Annotated in this window: 18 protein-coding genes; 4 read left to right on the top strand and 14 right to left on the bottom strand. The window is 40.9% G+C overall.

Features of this window, described 5'->3' with window-relative positions:
- The first annotated feature begins 3 nt into the window (after nt 1–3).
- From ACS5PU_RS21455 to ACS5PU_RS21440, 4 genes are all read left to right on the top strand, one after another.
- Nucleotides 4–2433 carry a DUF4982 domain-containing protein gene (locus ACS5PU_RS21455; RefSeq protein WP_439461219.1) on the top strand — a complete coding sequence of 810 codons (2430 nt, stop codon included), beginning with the start codon at nt 4–6 and terminating at the stop codon, nt 2431–2433.
- A 236-nt stretch (nt 2434–2669) separates the two neighbouring features.
- Complete coding sequence (locus ACS5PU_RS21450) at nt 2670–2960, top strand: hypothetical protein (protein WP_439461218.1); 291 nt, start codon at nt 2670–2672, stop codon at nt 2958–2960.
- Between the two features lie 155 nt (nt 2961–3115).
- On the top strand, nt 3116–3304 hold the full coding sequence (locus ACS5PU_RS21445; protein WP_025142821.1) for a cold-shock protein: 189 nt from the start codon (nt 3116–3118) through the stop codon (nt 3302–3304).
- 235 nt (nt 3305–3539) lie between these two features.
- A complete protein-coding gene (locus ACS5PU_RS21440) occupies nt 3540–4211 on the top strand; it encodes a hypothetical protein (RefSeq protein ID WP_439461217.1) in 672 nt (223 codons plus the stop codon).
- Between the two features lie 5 nt (nt 4212–4216).
- On the opposite strand, the gene ACS5PU_RS21435 is transcribed toward ACS5PU_RS21440, so the two are convergent.
- The 14 genes from ACS5PU_RS21435 to ACS5PU_RS21370 form a co-directional block, all read right to left on the bottom strand.
- A complete protein-coding gene (locus ACS5PU_RS21435) occupies nt 4217–4558 on the bottom strand; it encodes a hypothetical protein (protein WP_439461216.1) in 342 nt (113 codons plus the stop codon).
- A 96-nt stretch (nt 4559–4654) separates the two neighbouring features.
- Nucleotides 4655–5563 (bottom strand): bifunctional molybdenum cofactor biosynthesis protein MoaC/MoaB, encoded by a 909-nt coding sequence (gene moaCB, locus ACS5PU_RS21430; RefSeq protein ID WP_439461215.1) that lies wholly within the window; start codon nt 5561–5563, stop codon nt 4655–4657.
- A gap of 1 nt (nt 5564) precedes the next feature.
- A complete protein-coding gene (locus tag ACS5PU_RS21425) occupies nt 5565–6008 on the bottom strand; it encodes a molybdenum cofactor biosynthesis protein MoaE (RefSeq protein WP_439461214.1) in 444 nt (147 codons plus the stop codon).
- 1 nt (nt 6009) lies between these two features.
- The gene (locus ACS5PU_RS21420; RefSeq protein ID WP_439461213.1) at nt 6010–7116 is read right to left on the bottom strand and encodes a ThiF family adenylyltransferase; all 1107 of its coding nucleotides are present in this window, start codon (nt 7114–7116) and stop codon (nt 6010–6012) included.
- 3 nt (nt 7117–7119) lie between these two features.
- Nucleotides 7120–7353, bottom strand: coding sequence for a MoaD/ThiS family protein (locus ACS5PU_RS21415; RefSeq protein WP_439461212.1), 234 nt, complete (start codon nt 7351–7353; stop codon nt 7120–7122).
- Nucleotides 7354–7357: 4 nt separating this feature from the next.
- Nucleotides 7358–7855: a molybdopterin-binding protein gene (locus ACS5PU_RS21410; protein ID WP_439461211.1), complete on the bottom strand. Its 498-nt coding sequence runs from the start codon at nt 7853–7855 to the stop codon at nt 7358–7360.
- A gap of 4 nt (nt 7856–7859) precedes the next feature.
- Nucleotides 7860–8600: a sulfite exporter TauE/SafE family protein gene (locus ACS5PU_RS21405; protein WP_439461210.1), complete on the bottom strand. Its 741-nt coding sequence runs from the start codon at nt 8598–8600 to the stop codon at nt 7860–7862.
- Between the two features lie 2 nt (nt 8601–8602).
- The gene (locus ACS5PU_RS21400; protein WP_439461209.1) at nt 8603–9781 is read right to left on the bottom strand and encodes a molybdopterin molybdotransferase MoeA; all 1179 of its coding nucleotides are present in this window, start codon (nt 9779–9781) and stop codon (nt 8603–8605) included.
- Nucleotides 9782–9788: 7 nt separating this feature from the next.
- Nucleotides 9789–10769: a GTP 3',8-cyclase MoaA gene (moaA, locus tag ACS5PU_RS21395; protein WP_439461208.1), complete on the bottom strand. Its 981-nt coding sequence runs from the start codon at nt 10767–10769 to the stop codon at nt 9789–9791.
- A complete protein-coding gene (locus tag ACS5PU_RS21390; protein ID WP_439461207.1) occupies nt 10770–11357 on the bottom strand; it encodes a nucleotidyltransferase family protein in 588 nt (195 codons plus the stop codon).
- Between the two features lies 1 nt (nt 11358).
- Complete coding sequence (locus ACS5PU_RS21385; protein WP_439461206.1) at nt 11359–12474, bottom strand: XdhC family protein; 1116 nt, start codon at nt 12472–12474, stop codon at nt 11359–11361.
- Nucleotides 12475–12573: 99 nt separating this feature from the next.
- Nucleotides 12574–12804 carry a hypothetical protein gene (locus tag ACS5PU_RS21380; RefSeq protein ID WP_439461205.1) on the bottom strand — a complete coding sequence of 77 codons (231 nt, stop codon included), beginning with the start codon at nt 12802–12804 and terminating at the stop codon, nt 12574–12576.
- Nucleotides 12805–12915: 111 nt separating this feature from the next.
- Nucleotides 12916–13713: a molybdopterin-dependent oxidoreductase gene (locus ACS5PU_RS21375; protein ID WP_439461204.1), complete on the bottom strand. Its 798-nt coding sequence runs from the start codon at nt 13711–13713 to the stop codon at nt 12916–12918.
- Nucleotides 13691–14410, bottom strand: coding sequence for a cytochrome b/b6 domain-containing protein (locus tag ACS5PU_RS21370; protein WP_439461203.1), 720 nt, complete (start codon nt 14408–14410; stop codon nt 13691–13693). Before ACS5PU_RS21370 ends, ACS5PU_RS21375 begins: the two co-directional genes overlap by 23 nt.
- Nucleotides 14411–14419 lie beyond the last annotated feature (9 nt).

The following is a 14419-nucleotide window of genomic DNA, read 5'->3' as shown; positions in this document are numbered from 1 at the left end:
TACATGTTCAGTTTAAAAAAAATACTTTTTACCGTTTTTATTCTCAGTTTAGCTTATTTAAATGCCCTTGCCCAAAGAACTGAAATACTATTAGATGAAGGCTGGAAGTTTTCGAAAGGAAATTTTCCTACAGCTGCAGAATCAACATTTAACGATACAAGGTGGGAAACGGTAACCGTTCCGCACGATTGGGCCATTAGCGGTCCGTTTGATAAAGAAATAGACAAACAGGTAATTGCCATTACCCAAAATAACGAAAGCAAAGCCAGCGAAAAAACGGGCAGAACAGGTGCTTTACCTTACATTGGTGAAGGCTGGTACAGAAAAAAACTTAATCTTCCGGTAATTCAGTCCAATCAAAAAGTTTTGCTGCAGCTTGATGGTGCCATGAGCGAACCACGTGTTTACCTGAACGGGAAGCTGGTTGGACAATGGAATTATGGCTATAACTATTTTTATATCGATATTACAAACGACCTCAAAAAAAGCGATAACTTATTGGCCATTCACCTTAAAAATATGGCTAAATCGTCGCGCTGGTACCCTGGTGCAGGTTTGTACCGCAATGTGCGCCTCATTATCAAAGAAGAAAAAAGTATTGAGCAGTGGGGCATTACCGTAACCACACCAATAGTTAAAAAGGAATTTGCCAAGGTAAATATCAAAACCAAATTAACAGGTAAAGGGTTGCGGTTGGTTACGCAGATTGTAGATAGCCTGGGCAAGCAGGTTGCTGTTGATACGGCCAAAACTATCTTTGGAAATGAAGCCGATCAGAATATCCAGCTCCAAAACCCTAAGCTTTGGAGTCCAGAACGGCCTTACCTCTACACGGCAATTTCCAAAGTATACGAAGGGAACGTATTGAAAGATGTAGTTAAAACAAAGGTTGGAGTTAGGGAAATCAGTTTTAGCGCAGCAAAAGGTTTTAGCTTAAACGGGCAGGTAAGGAAATTTAAAGGGGTATGTTTGCACCATGACCTTGGACCACTTGGAGCGGCCATAAACACAGCTGCATTAAGAAGGCAGTTAACCATTTTAAAAGAAATGGGCTGCGATGCCATCAGGAGCTCGCACAATATGCCATCGCCAGAGCAATTGGAGCTGTGCGATGAAATGGGATTTATGTTTTTGGCCGAAAGCTTTGATGAATGGGCAAAAGCCAAGGTAGAAAACGGTTATCACCTCTATTTTAATACCGATGCCGAAAAAGATATTGTTAACCTGGTTAAGGCTACTAAGAACCACCCTTGTATTGTAATGTGGAGCTCGGGTAATGAAGTGCCCGATCAGTTTGGTGCTGAAGGAGTTAAAAGGGCCAAATGGCTTCAGGAAATTTTCCACCGCGAAGATCCTACGCGCCCCGTTACTGTGGGTATGGATCAGGTAAAGGCAACCATGCAATCGGGTTTTGGTGCATTATTGGATATTCCAGGGTTAAACTATAGGGTACATCTTTACGAAGAGGCAAACAAGGCTTTCCCACAGGGATTTATCTTGGGTTCAGAAACAGCATCAACTGTAAGTTCGAGGGGGATATATAAATTTCCGGTTGTAAAAGGATTTGATAAACAATACCCTGATTTCCAGTCTTCTTCTTACGATCTTGAATATTGCAGCTGGTCTAACGTGCCTGATGATGATTTTGTGATGCAGGATGATAAGCCATGGGTAATTGGTGAGTTTGTGTGGACGGGTTTTGATTACCTTGGCGAACCAACACCTTATGATAGCAGCTGGCCATCAAGAAGTTCTTATTTCGGGATTTCGGATCTGGCGGGCTTACCTAAAGATCGTTATTATTTATACAGAAGCCGCTGGAACAAAGATAAACCTACTTTACACCTGCTTCCACACTGGAACTGGGCGGGAAGAGAAGGAGAAACGACCCCGGTTTTTGTATACACCAGTTACGATAGCGCCGAGCTTTTTTTAAATGGCAAAAGCCTGGGTGTACGGAAAAAAGATAAATCATCGCCGCAGAACCGTTACCGTTTAATGTGGATGGATGTAAAATATGAACCTGGAACGCTAAAGGTAGTTGCGTTGGATGGCAATGGCAAACCTGTAGCGGAAGAAAAGGTTACAACAGCCGGAAAGCCTGATCAAATCGTGCTAAGTCCTGATAGAACCACAATTAAAGCTGATGGAAAAGATTTGGTTTTTGTAACTGTATCGGTAGTGGATAAAAACGGAAATCCTTGTCCCACCGCTACAAATGCCTTAAATTTCGAGGTTAAAGGAGCAGGTGCATTTAAAGCGGTTTGCAATGGCGATGCTACCTCTCTTGAATCTTTTGTAAAACCAACTATGAAACTGTTTAGCGGCAAGCTGGTGGTAGTTGTGCAGGCTAATCAAAAAGGTGGGGCTATACAATTGAATGTAAAAGGTAAAGGTTTAAAAGAAGGGCATGTTCAGGTTACTGCTAAATAATATCATCAACTATTAGGTTATTTTACCATGTAAGGCAGCTGAAAACATAAGCCGAAGTACTTATATGCCTTACATGGTTATCAAAAAAATAAATCAACCACACAATTTCCACTGCATTATCGGGTTTTATTAGTGATACAGGTTTTATAAAAAAATCAGATTGTATAGGTGCTGTTACAATTCACCACAATTCGGATAATTTTTTAAATTAGCATATATTAAAACCTGATAAGCTTATGGAAGAACTAAAAGAAGAAACCAAAATCAAAGCTTTCCTCACCAGGATAAAAGCAGAGTGGCCAGGAGTTGTTGAGCGCTTTGAGTTTAAAACAGGAAGTGTAATTTATGTTCATTTAAAAGAAGGGATATCCAGCATGGATTTTTTGGGTAAACTTTCCCGAAAGGTAGAACGCTTTGTTGATTTTAGCATGCCGATTATCCTTTATCACATCGAGAGCGATGGCATGAATTTAAGATCGCACCCCATTAACTGGTACTCATCAATTACGCAACGGAAATCTTTCTGATCTAAGTAGCTTGCTGTTCATTCTCTTTGTACTGAAAGGATTAATCTTTACAGTTGTAAATCTTTTTGCGCATTATTAACAAATTTGTTTGCCTGTAATTTTGGTTTTTGCGTTTTAATCCTATTTTTGGTTTTTTAATTTAAACATCCAGTATAATGAAAAACGGAACAGTAAAATTTTTTAACTCAGAAAAAGGCTTTGGCTTTATCAAAGAAGAAAGCGGATCTGAGATTTTTGTGCATGCATCAGGCCTGATTGACGAAATCAGAGAGAATGATACAGTTGAATACGAAGTTCAAGAAGGCAAAAAAGGCCTTAATGCAGTGAAAGTAAGAGTTGTTTAATTCTTCCCTAAAAAGATTTTGAGCAGGATTTATTCCTGCTTTTTTTTTGCCCGGACATCTGTAAACCCAGCTGTGCAATTACTGAACAAAAAGGTTGAAAAAATTTCTTTCTCATTTCTAGCCCATTACCTTTTCAGTTTACTTAACAAGTTGTTTCTACAGTTATTTTCTGGATTGGATTTTTATTTTTGCCCTTGCCGGTACCAACGGCCAGAACCAGACAAACTAAATACTTTTGCAACTTTCTATTTTTTCAGTTCAACAACCTGCCAACAGCAATACACATGTGGATGAAGGCGCTTTTATGGCGGCCGCACAGTTCGTAATGGCACTTAATTTTGAAAGCGAATTCGAGCTCCTAAGCCTATCCAGTACCAACGTTCAGGCCGGAATGGTAAAAAAAGGCGGATTGGTATTTGTACGCAATGGGAAATTAAAAATGCATCCCGCAATTTACGATCACTTGTCACTGATTTCCATATCCTCTATCTGCGCTTCGAGTGTTTATTGCCACGGCTTGAGCAAAATTTCATCAGAAATTGTAGATCTCCCTTATAACGATAGTCTTTTGAATTTAAACGGTGCAGAAGAAGATTATATGGCCTTTAAGCGTCTTTGCAGTCCGGTTTCGAGATTCTTTCTCCTACAGGCTAAAAAAACGCAATGGTCGGCAATATTAGCTGCTTTTAGGTTTTTCCTAATGGATGGCATCTGGGATGTGGTTGCATTTGTAGCCAGGGCCATTCACCAGGCCGATGCGGATGTTTGTGCCTGCGTACAGCTTTTAGAGCAGCTTAAAAAAGAAGATTGGTATGAAGGTTTTAGTCTGTCGCTTAAAAACTTCCATTCCTCACGTTATCCATTAAACAAGGCCGGTTTAGAATCAGAACTGCCTGAGATTGTTTAAACTGCTTATTTTAAATAATTTTCCAAGAGGTCACTAATTTCAGCATCAATAGTTCTATTGCTCATGTTGGTGAGTTTTTGCTGAGAAGAGTTGTGTTTTTCAATATAGGTTGCTTCGGTTTTATTAAATTTAAGGTAGCCCTGTTCAAAATAACGCTCTTCAATTTCGTTGGATGAATCGAGCGAGCGGAACCATAATTTAATTAAAGAACCCGTAATTTTATCGAGATAAAGCCAGTGGTATACCGCTTCCGCATCAGCGTTTTGAGGTAAATCAAGACGTTGTATTTCTATTATAACAGTATCGGAGTTTTGAAAAAAATATAAAACCTTGTATTTAGACGACATCCCGCAAAAATAAGACTTAATTTTTTATCCCAAAGGGATTTTGTTGTTTAGATTTAATCTTGGTGATAATTATTCAGCTTAGAAAAATTGCGGGGCTTAATGTTTTTCGCCCTTAATAACCTTAAACAGATGAAATACATGTGGAAATAGCGCATCCATACTTTCTTCTACACCGTTTTTTGAACCCGGAAAAGTAAGCACCAAAGTATCGCCGATAAAACCGGCCACACCACGCGAGAGCATGGCATAAGGCATACGCTCTTGGCCATACCTGCGCGCCGTTTCCATAATTCCATCTATTGGGCGGTTAATTAAAGGTAATATCGCCTCAGGTGTTACATCACGTGGCGAAAGACCTGTTCCACCCGTAAATATCACCAATTCGTAGCCATTACTGCTTAAATCGAGCGCCTTCTCTCCAATAAGCTTTATTTCATCAGGTAAAACTTCATACTGTAAGGTGTTAATGCCAAATTGTTCCAGTCGCGAAATAATGGCCTTTCCCGAGCTATCCTGTGCCTTATTTTCAAAAACCGAATCAGAGCATACTACAACTGCAGCTTTTATTTCAGGGAATTTGGCATTTTTGAGATCCGATTTCCCCCCCGATTTTTTAAGCAGCCTAATATTACTGATTTCTACCCCTTTATCAATCGGTTTCAACATATCGTACATGGTAAGTGCCGTAATCGATGCGCCATGCATGGCTTCTACTTCTACGCCGGTTTTATATACCGTATGCACCTCTACGGTAATGATAATGCTTAAATCTATAATTTCGTAGCTGATTGCCGTATATTCAATAGGCAGCGGATGGCAATCGGGAATAACATCGCTTGTTTTTTTTACGCCAAATAATCCGGCTGCACGTGCAAATTCAAAAACATCGCCTTTTGGTATTTTACGCTGCTCAATAGCATCGATGGTTTCTTGCTTTGATACGTTAACAGTGGCAGTAGCAATGGCAATTCTTAATGTATTCGATTTTTTTGTAATGTTTACCATGTTAAATATTTTCTTTCCATTGATGCGTTTCGTCTTCAAATATTTCTTTTCCCCAGATGGGCAGTTCGGCTTTTAGGCGCTCTACCACTTCGTTGCAGGCATCCATTGCCGGTTTACGGTGGGCTGAAGATGTAAACACAAATAAACAGATTTCGCCAGTTTTTACAGTACCTAAACTGTGGTAAATGTGCATGCAGTTAATGGGATACTTTTCAAAAATATCTTCCCTTATCTGGTGCATTTTTTCCAAGGCCAGTTCCTCGTAAGCTGTATACTCAATAGCGGCAACGAATTTCCCAGATATTTCATCTTTCCTTACCTGGCCCATAAAAATACTGTGACCACCAATGGCAGTTTTAGTACTATGTTTGGCAATACTATCGGCAATAAAAGCAGGTTCTATTTTACCGTTTACGAATATATTTTTGATTTTTTTTTCGCTCATGTTACGATTTGATAAAATGGTCTCTCCATTTAACAATGCCACCTTTTAAGCTGTATATTTTTTTTGAAGCACCGTATTTTTCCTGTAGTGCTTCGGCGGCGGCTACACTTCTTATTCCATGCTGGCAGATTAAAACCACATGCTTTTGGGTAATTTCTTTCGTAATGAAAGCCCCAAACTCTGACATCGGTACCTGGGTAAAAACCTGTTTGTCCAATATAGGTACTTCGTGCCTTTCGCGCACATCGATCAATAGGGTAGATTCTGTCTGTTGAAGTTTTATCAACGCTGCGGCATCAATTTCTATATATCCCTGCGGCAGTTCGCACGTATCCTGGTATTCCATATTTAAAAATTCATCAACAGTTTTGGGCATGGTATAGTTATTGGCCTGACTGATGTTGATGATATACTGTTCTTGAGTAAGTAAGTTATAATTTAATATTTTGTTGGTTAAAGGTTGGCCAATTTTGGTGATCAGTTTAATGGTTTCAGCTGCGGCCATGGTACCCAATATGCCCGGAAGAACACCGATTACCCCATTTTCGGCACAGTTTGGAATTTCTCCTTTTTCTGGCGGGATAGGGAATAGGTCGCGGTAGTTGGTACTGGGTACCAAATGATCTGGCGTGTTAAATACAGCCAATTGGCCTTCGAAACCCGAAACAGCAGCAAAGATGAGCGGTTTGTTGAGCAGGGCACAGGCATCGTTAATGAGGTATCTGGATTCGAAATTGTCGGTACCATCCAATATGTAATCGTAGCGCGATAAAATATCGAGAATGTTGCCTTTCTGCAAACGGATTGGGTGGCGCACAATTCCAATCTGGGTATTCATTTCCTGCAATCTTTTTGCTGCAACCTCAGTTTTCAGTTTGCCTATATCGGCGGTGGTAAACAAGATCTGCCTGTGCAGGTTGGATAAAGAAACCGTATCATCATCAACAATACCCAAATGGCCAATCCCTGCGGCAGCAAGATACTGTAATGCAGGGCAACCTAAACCGCCAGCACCAATTACCAGTACTTTGGCCCTTAACAATTGCTGTTGTGCCTCTTCGCCAAATCCTTTAAGGATAATCTGCCTGTTGTATCGCTCTGCACTCATGTGTTATCCTCCAGAAAAAGGTGGCATTATGGCTATGGTATCGTTATGCTTTATTACTGTGTTGGCCTGAACGATATCCTTGTTCAAAGCGAGTTTGTATTTTATCCCTTTCAGTTCGGGAAACTGGTTTTCTAAGTGTGCTTGTAAAGCCGCTGTATCCCCAATATCAGAAATATTAATTTTTTGATTTTTGATCAGCTCAGCAATCTTTCCAAAACTGATAATGTCGATTTCCATGCTGCTAATTTACCTGTAAGATGCTGATTTTACTCAATCCTTTCACAAATCTTCTTCCTGTGGCAAAATCGCTTGGCGTAATAATGGCAATATTGCCTTTTTCTGCCTTTGCGGGGTCGGTGTCATATCCGGTTAACACCAATAGCTGGTTGCCCGTAGGCGAATTAAAAATTTCGTTCCAGGAATAAACCACTTTGTAGTTATCTGTTGCCGTAAAAACAAGGTAATATTCGCTCAACGTTTTCGGCGAAGCGGCATCAATTTCAACTTTGGCCAAAATATCTTTCAACAATACGCCCTTGATGTTTTTAATGCTGCTTTTACGCTGCATTAAGTGGTTAAAAATAGTCATACTATCCAAACTAACGGATTTGTATGCACTTAAATTGCCCAATGTTACTGTTAATGGAGCTTTAACCTTTCCTTCAATTACAAATTGCGTGCTTTCTTGAGCCCTTGTGGCAAAACCTATAAAGAGTAGGGCAATTAGGATGTATTTCATATTATTATGCATGTGTAAACAGTAATTTATAAGCGGCCAATGCCAGTACACAGGCCAGAACATTTTTTAAAACGGTTTGTGGAAATTTTAATGCACCAAAGTAAGCACCGCAAATGCCTCCAACAAAGGCTACGCCAACATAAGCCAACATATGGCTGTTAAAGTCGAAGCCCTTAATCAGCTGGCCACCTAAGCCCGAAACTGAGTTGACAAAAATAAAAGCTGCACTTATGGCTGCAGTTTGTTTTTGATCGGTCCACTTTAACAACAGCAAAATGGGCGATAGGATAATGCCCCCGCCAATACCGATCATACCAGAAAGAAGCCCGATTATACCGCCAATGGCTAAAGATAAAGGAATATTGGAAGGTTTAAAATCTTTGGGATCTGTATTTTTGAAAAAGAAAAAACGGATTACGGGAATAAGCAGCAGCAGCCCCAAAATCTTCTTGTAAACTGAACTTTCAATTGCCATCATGCCTCCCACAAAAGAGAGTGGGATAGAAGCCAGCGCAAATGGCCAGAATGTTTTCCATTTAAAATGCCCACCACGGTAAAACTGAATAAACGATGTGGAGGAAACAAAAAGGTTAAGCAGCAATGCAGTGGGTTTCATTACAGCTGGCGAAATTGCAAAAATAGCCATCAGTGCCAAATAGCCGCTAGCACCGCCGTGGCCTACCGAGGCATATAAAAAGGCAACAATAAAAAGTAAACAGTAAAATAAAATAAAGCTTTCTTGCATGTTTATTGAGGTAAAATAATGGCGGTTACGGTTTCTCCTTTTTCAAACTGCTCTTGGCTTTCGTTTAGGCAGATTAAGCAGTTGGCCTGTGCAAAAGAACTGAGCCTGTACGATTCTTGAGCACTAAGTGGCGTGGCCTGTCCGTTTTCATACTTACCTTTCAGAAAATGTGTTAATCCGGCCGGTTTAGTGTAAGGATGGGTTAAAATGGCTTTAACCTCATTTAAGCTGCTGGTTTTTTGAGCCGCAAGCTTAAGCGCAGGGAGCACATAATTGTAATAGCAACTGAGCACTGATGAGGGGTTGCCAGGCAGACCGAAGACCAGTTTTTCTGCTTTGGTGCCAAAAAATAACGGCTTTCCGGGTTTCTGTTTCACTTTGTGGAAAATAGGCTTAATTCCGCAATTGGCCGATGCTTCAATTACAAAATCATAATCGCCAACACTTACGCCGCCGGTTAAAAGTACTACGTCACTGTTGCATAATGCTTCTTGCAATACGTTTTGTAAAATATTAAGGTCATCATCAGCTTCATAAACGGCAAGCCGATTAATCCCTTCGGCCTTTAATGCGGCAGAAAGCGAGTAAGAGTTCGATTCGTACACCTGCCCAAAACCGAGCTCCGTTCCTGGTTTTTGCAGTTCTTTACCCGTTACAATAATCGAAACACTGGGCAGTGGAAATACCGCGACTTCGGTTATGCCGATGCCGGCCAGAAATCCAATTGCCGCCGGACTGAGCAGGTTGCCTTTTTCCATGGCCAATGCACCCGCACTAATTTCCGAACCTTTATCCCTTACATTCGAGCCTAGTTTTAAATTGCTATCCTGTAAGGTAATTTTTCCATCCTGCCGGGTTATTTTTTCCTGCATTACCACCGTATCGGCACCTTCGGGCAGTGGAGCACCCGTAAATATCCTACTGGTTTCGCCCTGCTTAATTTCAATATTGGTAGGGGTACCGGCCGCCATTTCGCCAATAAGCACCAATGCTTGATCGTGGTCTTCAAATTTTAAGGCGTAACCATCCATTGACGATTGCCTAAAAGCAGGAATATCGTATTGTGCGTAAATGTTGTTGGCAAGTGCGAGTCCTGAGGAATCCGCTAAGGGGCTAACAACAGGAGTTAAAGGTGTAATGTTTTGATAAATAAGGTTTTTAGCTTCGGTAACGCTTATCATGAATGTTTTATCCTCCAATGGTAATCATGCTGCGGTTGTTGATGGTTGCAGCATCTATTTGTTCAAAATCGGGTAGTAGTTGTCCGCCAAGTGCTTTTTTCTTGCTCCATATGTTCGCCTCAATTAAGGGCAATACATCTTGGTTATTTCTCAAAGCTGTAAGCAGATCGGTTTCACTGTCCGAAAAAAGGCAGTTTTTCAGTTTCCCATCAGCGGTTAAGCGCATGCGGTTGCAGGTATCGCAGAAAGGGTTGGTCATGGTGCTTATAATGGCAAAAGAACCCTCGTGCCCCGGTATCATAAATTTTTTGGCCGTATCGTGCGCGGCTCCTTTTACCGGAAGAACCGTAAACTTTTGGGCTGCAACAGCCAGTATTTCATCTAATGAGAACATTTTGTTGCTCGTCCATCTGTTTCCGCTAAATGGCATAAACTCAATAAACCTGATCTGCACTGGGTTGGGTTTAGTCCAGGCTATAAAATCATTGATTTCATTATCGTTAAGGCCCTTCATCACCACCATATTGATTTTTACCTCAATTTTATGCTGTAAAAGCAGTTCAATATTGCTGCGTACCTGATGAAATACATCTCTGCGCGTAATCATGAAAAACTTTTCGGGCTGTAAAGTATCCAGGCTAATGTTGATGGCTCTAATTCCTGCCTCCTTTAAAACAGGTAGCATTTCGGCAATGCGTGTTCCATTGGTGGTAATGGCCAGTTCTACAGGTAATTTGCCCAGGGCGGTAATAATGGCTGCAGCATCTTTGCGCACCAAGGGCTCGCCACCGGTCAACCTGATTTTTTTTACCCCATTGGCCACAAAAATTTCTGCCAGTTTGATAATTTCGTCAGTTTGCATCAATCTGGAAGCAGGTGTAAAGTCGTATTCTTCCTCTGGCATGCAATAAAAGCAGCGAAAGTTGCAGTTATCGGTAAGCGATATCCGCAGGTAATCGTGTGTCCTTCCAAAAGAATCTTTTATCATTTACCCGTTTATTAAATTGATGTAATCTGTTTCTGTGTCAATATCTACGTACCCAAGTTCAAACGCCACACTTTCTACGTCTGCTGGATATTGTTTTACTATTTTTTTTGCCCCTGAAGATCCTTCGAGCGATAAAAGTGCTTCAAAATAATCTTTTGTAAACAGAACCGGTGTACCTAAAGTTTGCTGGTAAGCACTGGCAATAATACCTTTTCCGGTCGATTTTTTCTTTTCAATTAGGTTATTAAAGGTAAGCTCAGTAATAAATGCCTGATCTGCTACTGCAATAATAATATTTGCCGGGTATGGATCTAGATTAACAACAGCCGAAAGGCCCGCTACAATGCTCGATGCCATTCCATTTTCCCAAAGGGGATTAACTATAAAATGTATGTTTTTGTTGTTATGTTGTTCCAATATTTCATCGGAATTTGCACCTAAAACTACAACAATGGGACTGCAACTGGTTTTTAAAGCTCCGTCTATAACATTTTGGAGCAGGGTTTTGCCTTTGTAGCTTAAAAGCTGCTTCGGCCTTCCCAAACGGGATGATTTGCCTGCTGCCAATATGATAATGCCTGTTTCCACCTTAAATGCTTTTCATTTCGTAAACATGGATCGGTTTTTTTTTCGCTTTGAGATAACCGCTCGATGCGCCTGTAAAAACGGCTTTAATTTCAGCGATGATCGAAATGGCAATTTCCGCTGCCGTTTCTGCACCAATATCCAAACCAATAGGGCCATGCACCCTTAATTCATTTTCGGGCGTTCGTAAATCCAGCTCATCAAGCATTCTGATGAGTTTTTTCTTTGGCCCCAATGTACCGATATAGGGAGCTTTGGTTTGTAACAAATGCCCAAGTAACTGTAAATCGTAGTTGTAATTGTGGGTCATTAATACAAAAGCAGTCTGATCGTCTATTTCGGTCTGGCCACAAACATTTTCTGGTTTACACACCAAAATTTTGTTGGCATTGTTAAAGCGTTGGGCGGTTGCATGGGTAGGCCTGCCATCTATCACGGTTACTTCCCAACCTAAAAGATAGGCCACTTCGGCCAAAGGCTGCGCATCGTTTCCGGCACCGGCAATAATCAAAGAAACAGATGGATGTATAAATTCTAGAAAAGCATCAATCTGCACATTATCCGTTTGGTAACTGTTAAATATTGAGGTTTTGTTGCCCATAACTTCTTCCGCATCTTTAAGTACGTTGTTTTGAATGCTTTCAGGGAGCTTGGACAAATTGTCTTCTGCCCGGTAAAGCATGCTGGTTCCCAGCTGAAGCTTTTCGCTTAAAGAAAAAAGGGTTACCAGTACTGCATTTTCTCTTTTTGCCTGCAGTGCCAGTAAAATGGCAATTGGGTTTAAGGCATCATCGGCTTTTATGGGTTCGAACAGGATGTGCACAATGCCGTTACAGCCCAGCTGAACGCCAAATTTGGCATCGTCTTCGTCGGTAGTATCGTAAGTAATCAGTTTGTTTTCCTGTTGTACAATTGCCGAAAGGGCTTTTCTCAAGGCATCGCCTTCCAAGCAGCCACCACTAATGGCACCTGTTAACTGTCCATCTTCGGTAATCAACATGCGGGCGCCCGGCCTGCGGTAAGAAGAACCTTCTACCTTCACCACAGTGGCCAGGGCAGTTTTTTTGTGTGCCTTTGCTGCCTTTTTGTAAGCCTTAAGTATATCGGTAATTTCTTTCATTCGCGGATGGTGGAATAGATGATGCAATTTAAGCATAATCTATTATAAAAAGACCAAAAAGATAGGCGAAAGAAGAACTATCAGCAGTAAAAGCTATCGTTAAAAAGGATCGGTATGAAAAACTTCGAGGTGCGTGCAACGGAGACCGATGCTGCTAAACAATGCTGTAATTTCTGCCGTCCAATCTTTGTTCGAATCTACCCGTAGGATTTTATCATTGTCCCAAAGATCGATGTTCCACTTAATCTCTTTAAAATAACGGTTAAGTAGCGGACTGATTTTGTTTAACTCACGATCTGAGGATACATTAGTTTTGAAAACGGATATCATATAGATTATGTTTTAGGTTTATTATTAGCGGTAGACGTATGAGACCGATAATTACTTTAAAACAATGTGCTTTTTTTGATATTCATTTAAAAATGCATTCGCAAATCCAAATTATAAGCCCGAATAATAGTCGTAGCCCTGTTCTGCCCAGTAATCCCTTGGCCTGTTATTGCTAAAACTCATGGTTCCTATTCTTTTTAGGTTTTTAATGCCATATTTTACCGGTACAATGAGTCTTAGCGGTGCACCATGCGCTACACTTAAGCTTTTTCCGTTCATTTCGTAAGCAAGCAAGGTTTGTGGATGAAGTGCGCTTTCTCTTTCTAAACCTACATAATAAGCGCCATTTGGGGTTTCTAAGCCCATGTACGGCAGTTGCGCCTGAGCATCTAATTTAAAATGTGTTAAAAAATCGCTCAGTTTTACACCTCCCCAATGCTGGATTTCGTCCCAGCCCTCTACGCATTTAAAATCGTAAACAATTTCAGTTTTGGGCAGCGCCTTTATTTCTTCCAAACCGATGTTTAGGTTTTGCCCATTTACACGTTTTACAACCAGTTTCCATGCGTTAATATCAAAATCTTCATCGTCTTCGATACCAATTAAGCTGTTAACCCTGGGCGTAGCAGCTGCCAGTTCTTTGGGGTAGGTTTTAACCAGGTGGCTGTTGCTAAACAAATTGCGGAAAAAGAGTTCTGTTTTGTTCAGTGCCCTCCGCAATGGCGCCCTTGCACCAGCGGTAACTCCAGGTATTTCTTCCGGAGCATCTAAAAGCCATTTCCAGCCAACGGTTGCAGCTCCACCGAGTGCGAAAAAAGCACCGAATGAAATAAAACTCCGGCGTTTAATTTTTTGCTCAACGGTTAAGGGCACTTTGAGTTTCTTTTTATGGTCTGCTGGCTTCATCATTTTCAGGTTTATGGTGTATTGGCTGTTCTTTTTCGGGCAAAGGCTTTTTTTCTATCACTTCAAAACCGGCAACCACTGCGCGGAAGTTATTCCACCCGGCAAGTGCTACCTGTACAATATGAATGATAAAGAATAATACATAGCCAATGGTTAATGCAAAGTGGATAATCCTTGCAAAATGGTAACCGCCACATAACCAGCATAACCAATATAGCTGCACAGGCTTGTAAATGGCTAAACCGGTTAAAGCAGAGCCTATACCCATTAGTATAATTGCCGAATAAGCTATGCTCTGGGCAGCGTTGTATTTTTTTTGCGGTGGAACGGTTTTACGGAGGTGAAGATCATGTAACAAAACTAACCAGGCCTCTTTAAACGAATTTTTATTGGGTAAAAGTTCGCGCCATGCACCAGAAAAAACCGTGTATAAGAGGTAAATCAGTCCGTTGATAAAGAAGAACCACATGAAAAGAAAGTGAAAGGCCATTCCTTCTGCCAGGCGCTGGGGGATATGGAAATAATTGTAAAACCACTCTGGGAAAAACTTAATCAATGTAATGCCCAAAATGGAAACACCATAAGCATCATTTGCCCAGTAAATCAATAAACCGCTCCAGATCATAATGGCCAATACGGGGAAATTTACCCAATGGGTCCACCGCATTAACAGAGCATGTTTTTCCTTAATTTCTATCATATTGATAAC

The organism is Pedobacter sp. GSP4, assembly GCF_051857575.1.
GTDB lineage: Bacteria > Bacteroidota > Bacteroidia > Sphingobacteriales > Sphingobacteriaceae > Pedobacter.
The sequence above is the reverse complement of the archived record's forward strand: the minus strand, read 5'-3'. Positions and strand labels throughout refer to the sequence as shown.

Excerpts from the sequence above, each read along its gene's own strand:
- ACS5PU_RS21380 (WP_439461205.1), bottom strand. The coding sequence starts at position 12,804 with ATGATATCCGTTTTCAAAACTAATGTATCCTCAGATCGTGAGTTAAAC.
- ACS5PU_RS21370 (WP_439461203.1), bottom strand. The coding sequence starts at position 14,410 with ATGATAGAAATTAAGGAAAAACATGCTCTGTTAATGCGGTGGACCCAT.
- ACS5PU_RS21450 (WP_439461218.1), top strand. The coding sequence starts at position 2,670 with ATGGAAGAACTAAAAGAAGAAACCAAAATCAAAGCTTTCCTCACCAGG.
- ACS5PU_RS21445 (WP_025142821.1), top strand. The coding sequence starts at position 3,116 with ATGAAAAACGGAACAGTAAAATTTTTTAACTCAGAAAAAGGCTTTGGC.
- ACS5PU_RS21385 (WP_439461206.1), bottom strand. The coding sequence starts at position 12,474 with ATGAAAGAAATTACCGATATACTTAAGGCTTACAAAAAGGCAGCAAAG.
- ACS5PU_RS21435 (WP_439461216.1), bottom strand. The coding sequence starts at position 4,558 with ATGTCGTCTAAATACAAGGTTTTATATTTTTTTCAAAACTCCGATACT.
- ACS5PU_RS21405 (WP_439461210.1), bottom strand. The coding sequence starts at position 8,600 with ATGCAAGAAAGCTTTATTTTATTTTACTGTTTACTTTTTATTGTTGCC.
- ACS5PU_RS21410 (WP_439461211.1), bottom strand. The coding sequence starts at position 7,855 with ATGAAATACATCCTAATTGCCCTACTCTTTATAGGTTTTGCCACAAGG.
- ACS5PU_RS21425 (WP_439461214.1), bottom strand. The coding sequence starts at position 6,008 with ATGAGCGAAAAAAAAATCAAAAATATATTCGTAAACGGTAAAATAGAA.
- ACS5PU_RS21420 (WP_439461213.1), bottom strand. The coding sequence starts at position 7,116 with ATGAGTGCAGAGCGATACAACAGGCAGATTATCCTTAAAGGATTTGGC.
- ACS5PU_RS21375 (WP_439461204.1), bottom strand. The coding sequence starts at position 13,713 with ATGATGAAGCCAGCAGACCATAAAAAGAAACTCAAAGTGCCCTTAACC.
- ACS5PU_RS21400 (WP_439461209.1), bottom strand. The coding sequence starts at position 9,781 with ATGATAAGCGTTACCGAAGCTAAAAACCTTATTTATCAAAACATTACA.
- moaCB (WP_439461215.1), bottom strand. The coding sequence starts at position 5,563 with ATGGTAAACATTACAAAAAAATCGAATACATTAAGAATTGCCATTGCT.
- ACS5PU_RS21455 (WP_439461219.1), top strand. The coding sequence starts at position 4 with ATGTTCAGTTTAAAAAAAATACTTTTTACCGTTTTTATTCTCAGTTTA.
- moaA (WP_439461208.1), bottom strand. The coding sequence starts at position 10,769 with ATGATAAAAGATTCTTTTGGAAGGACACACGATTACCTGCGGATATCG.
- ACS5PU_RS21415 (WP_439461212.1), bottom strand. The coding sequence starts at position 7,353 with ATGGAAATCGACATTATCAGTTTTGGAAAGATTGCTGAGCTGATCAAA.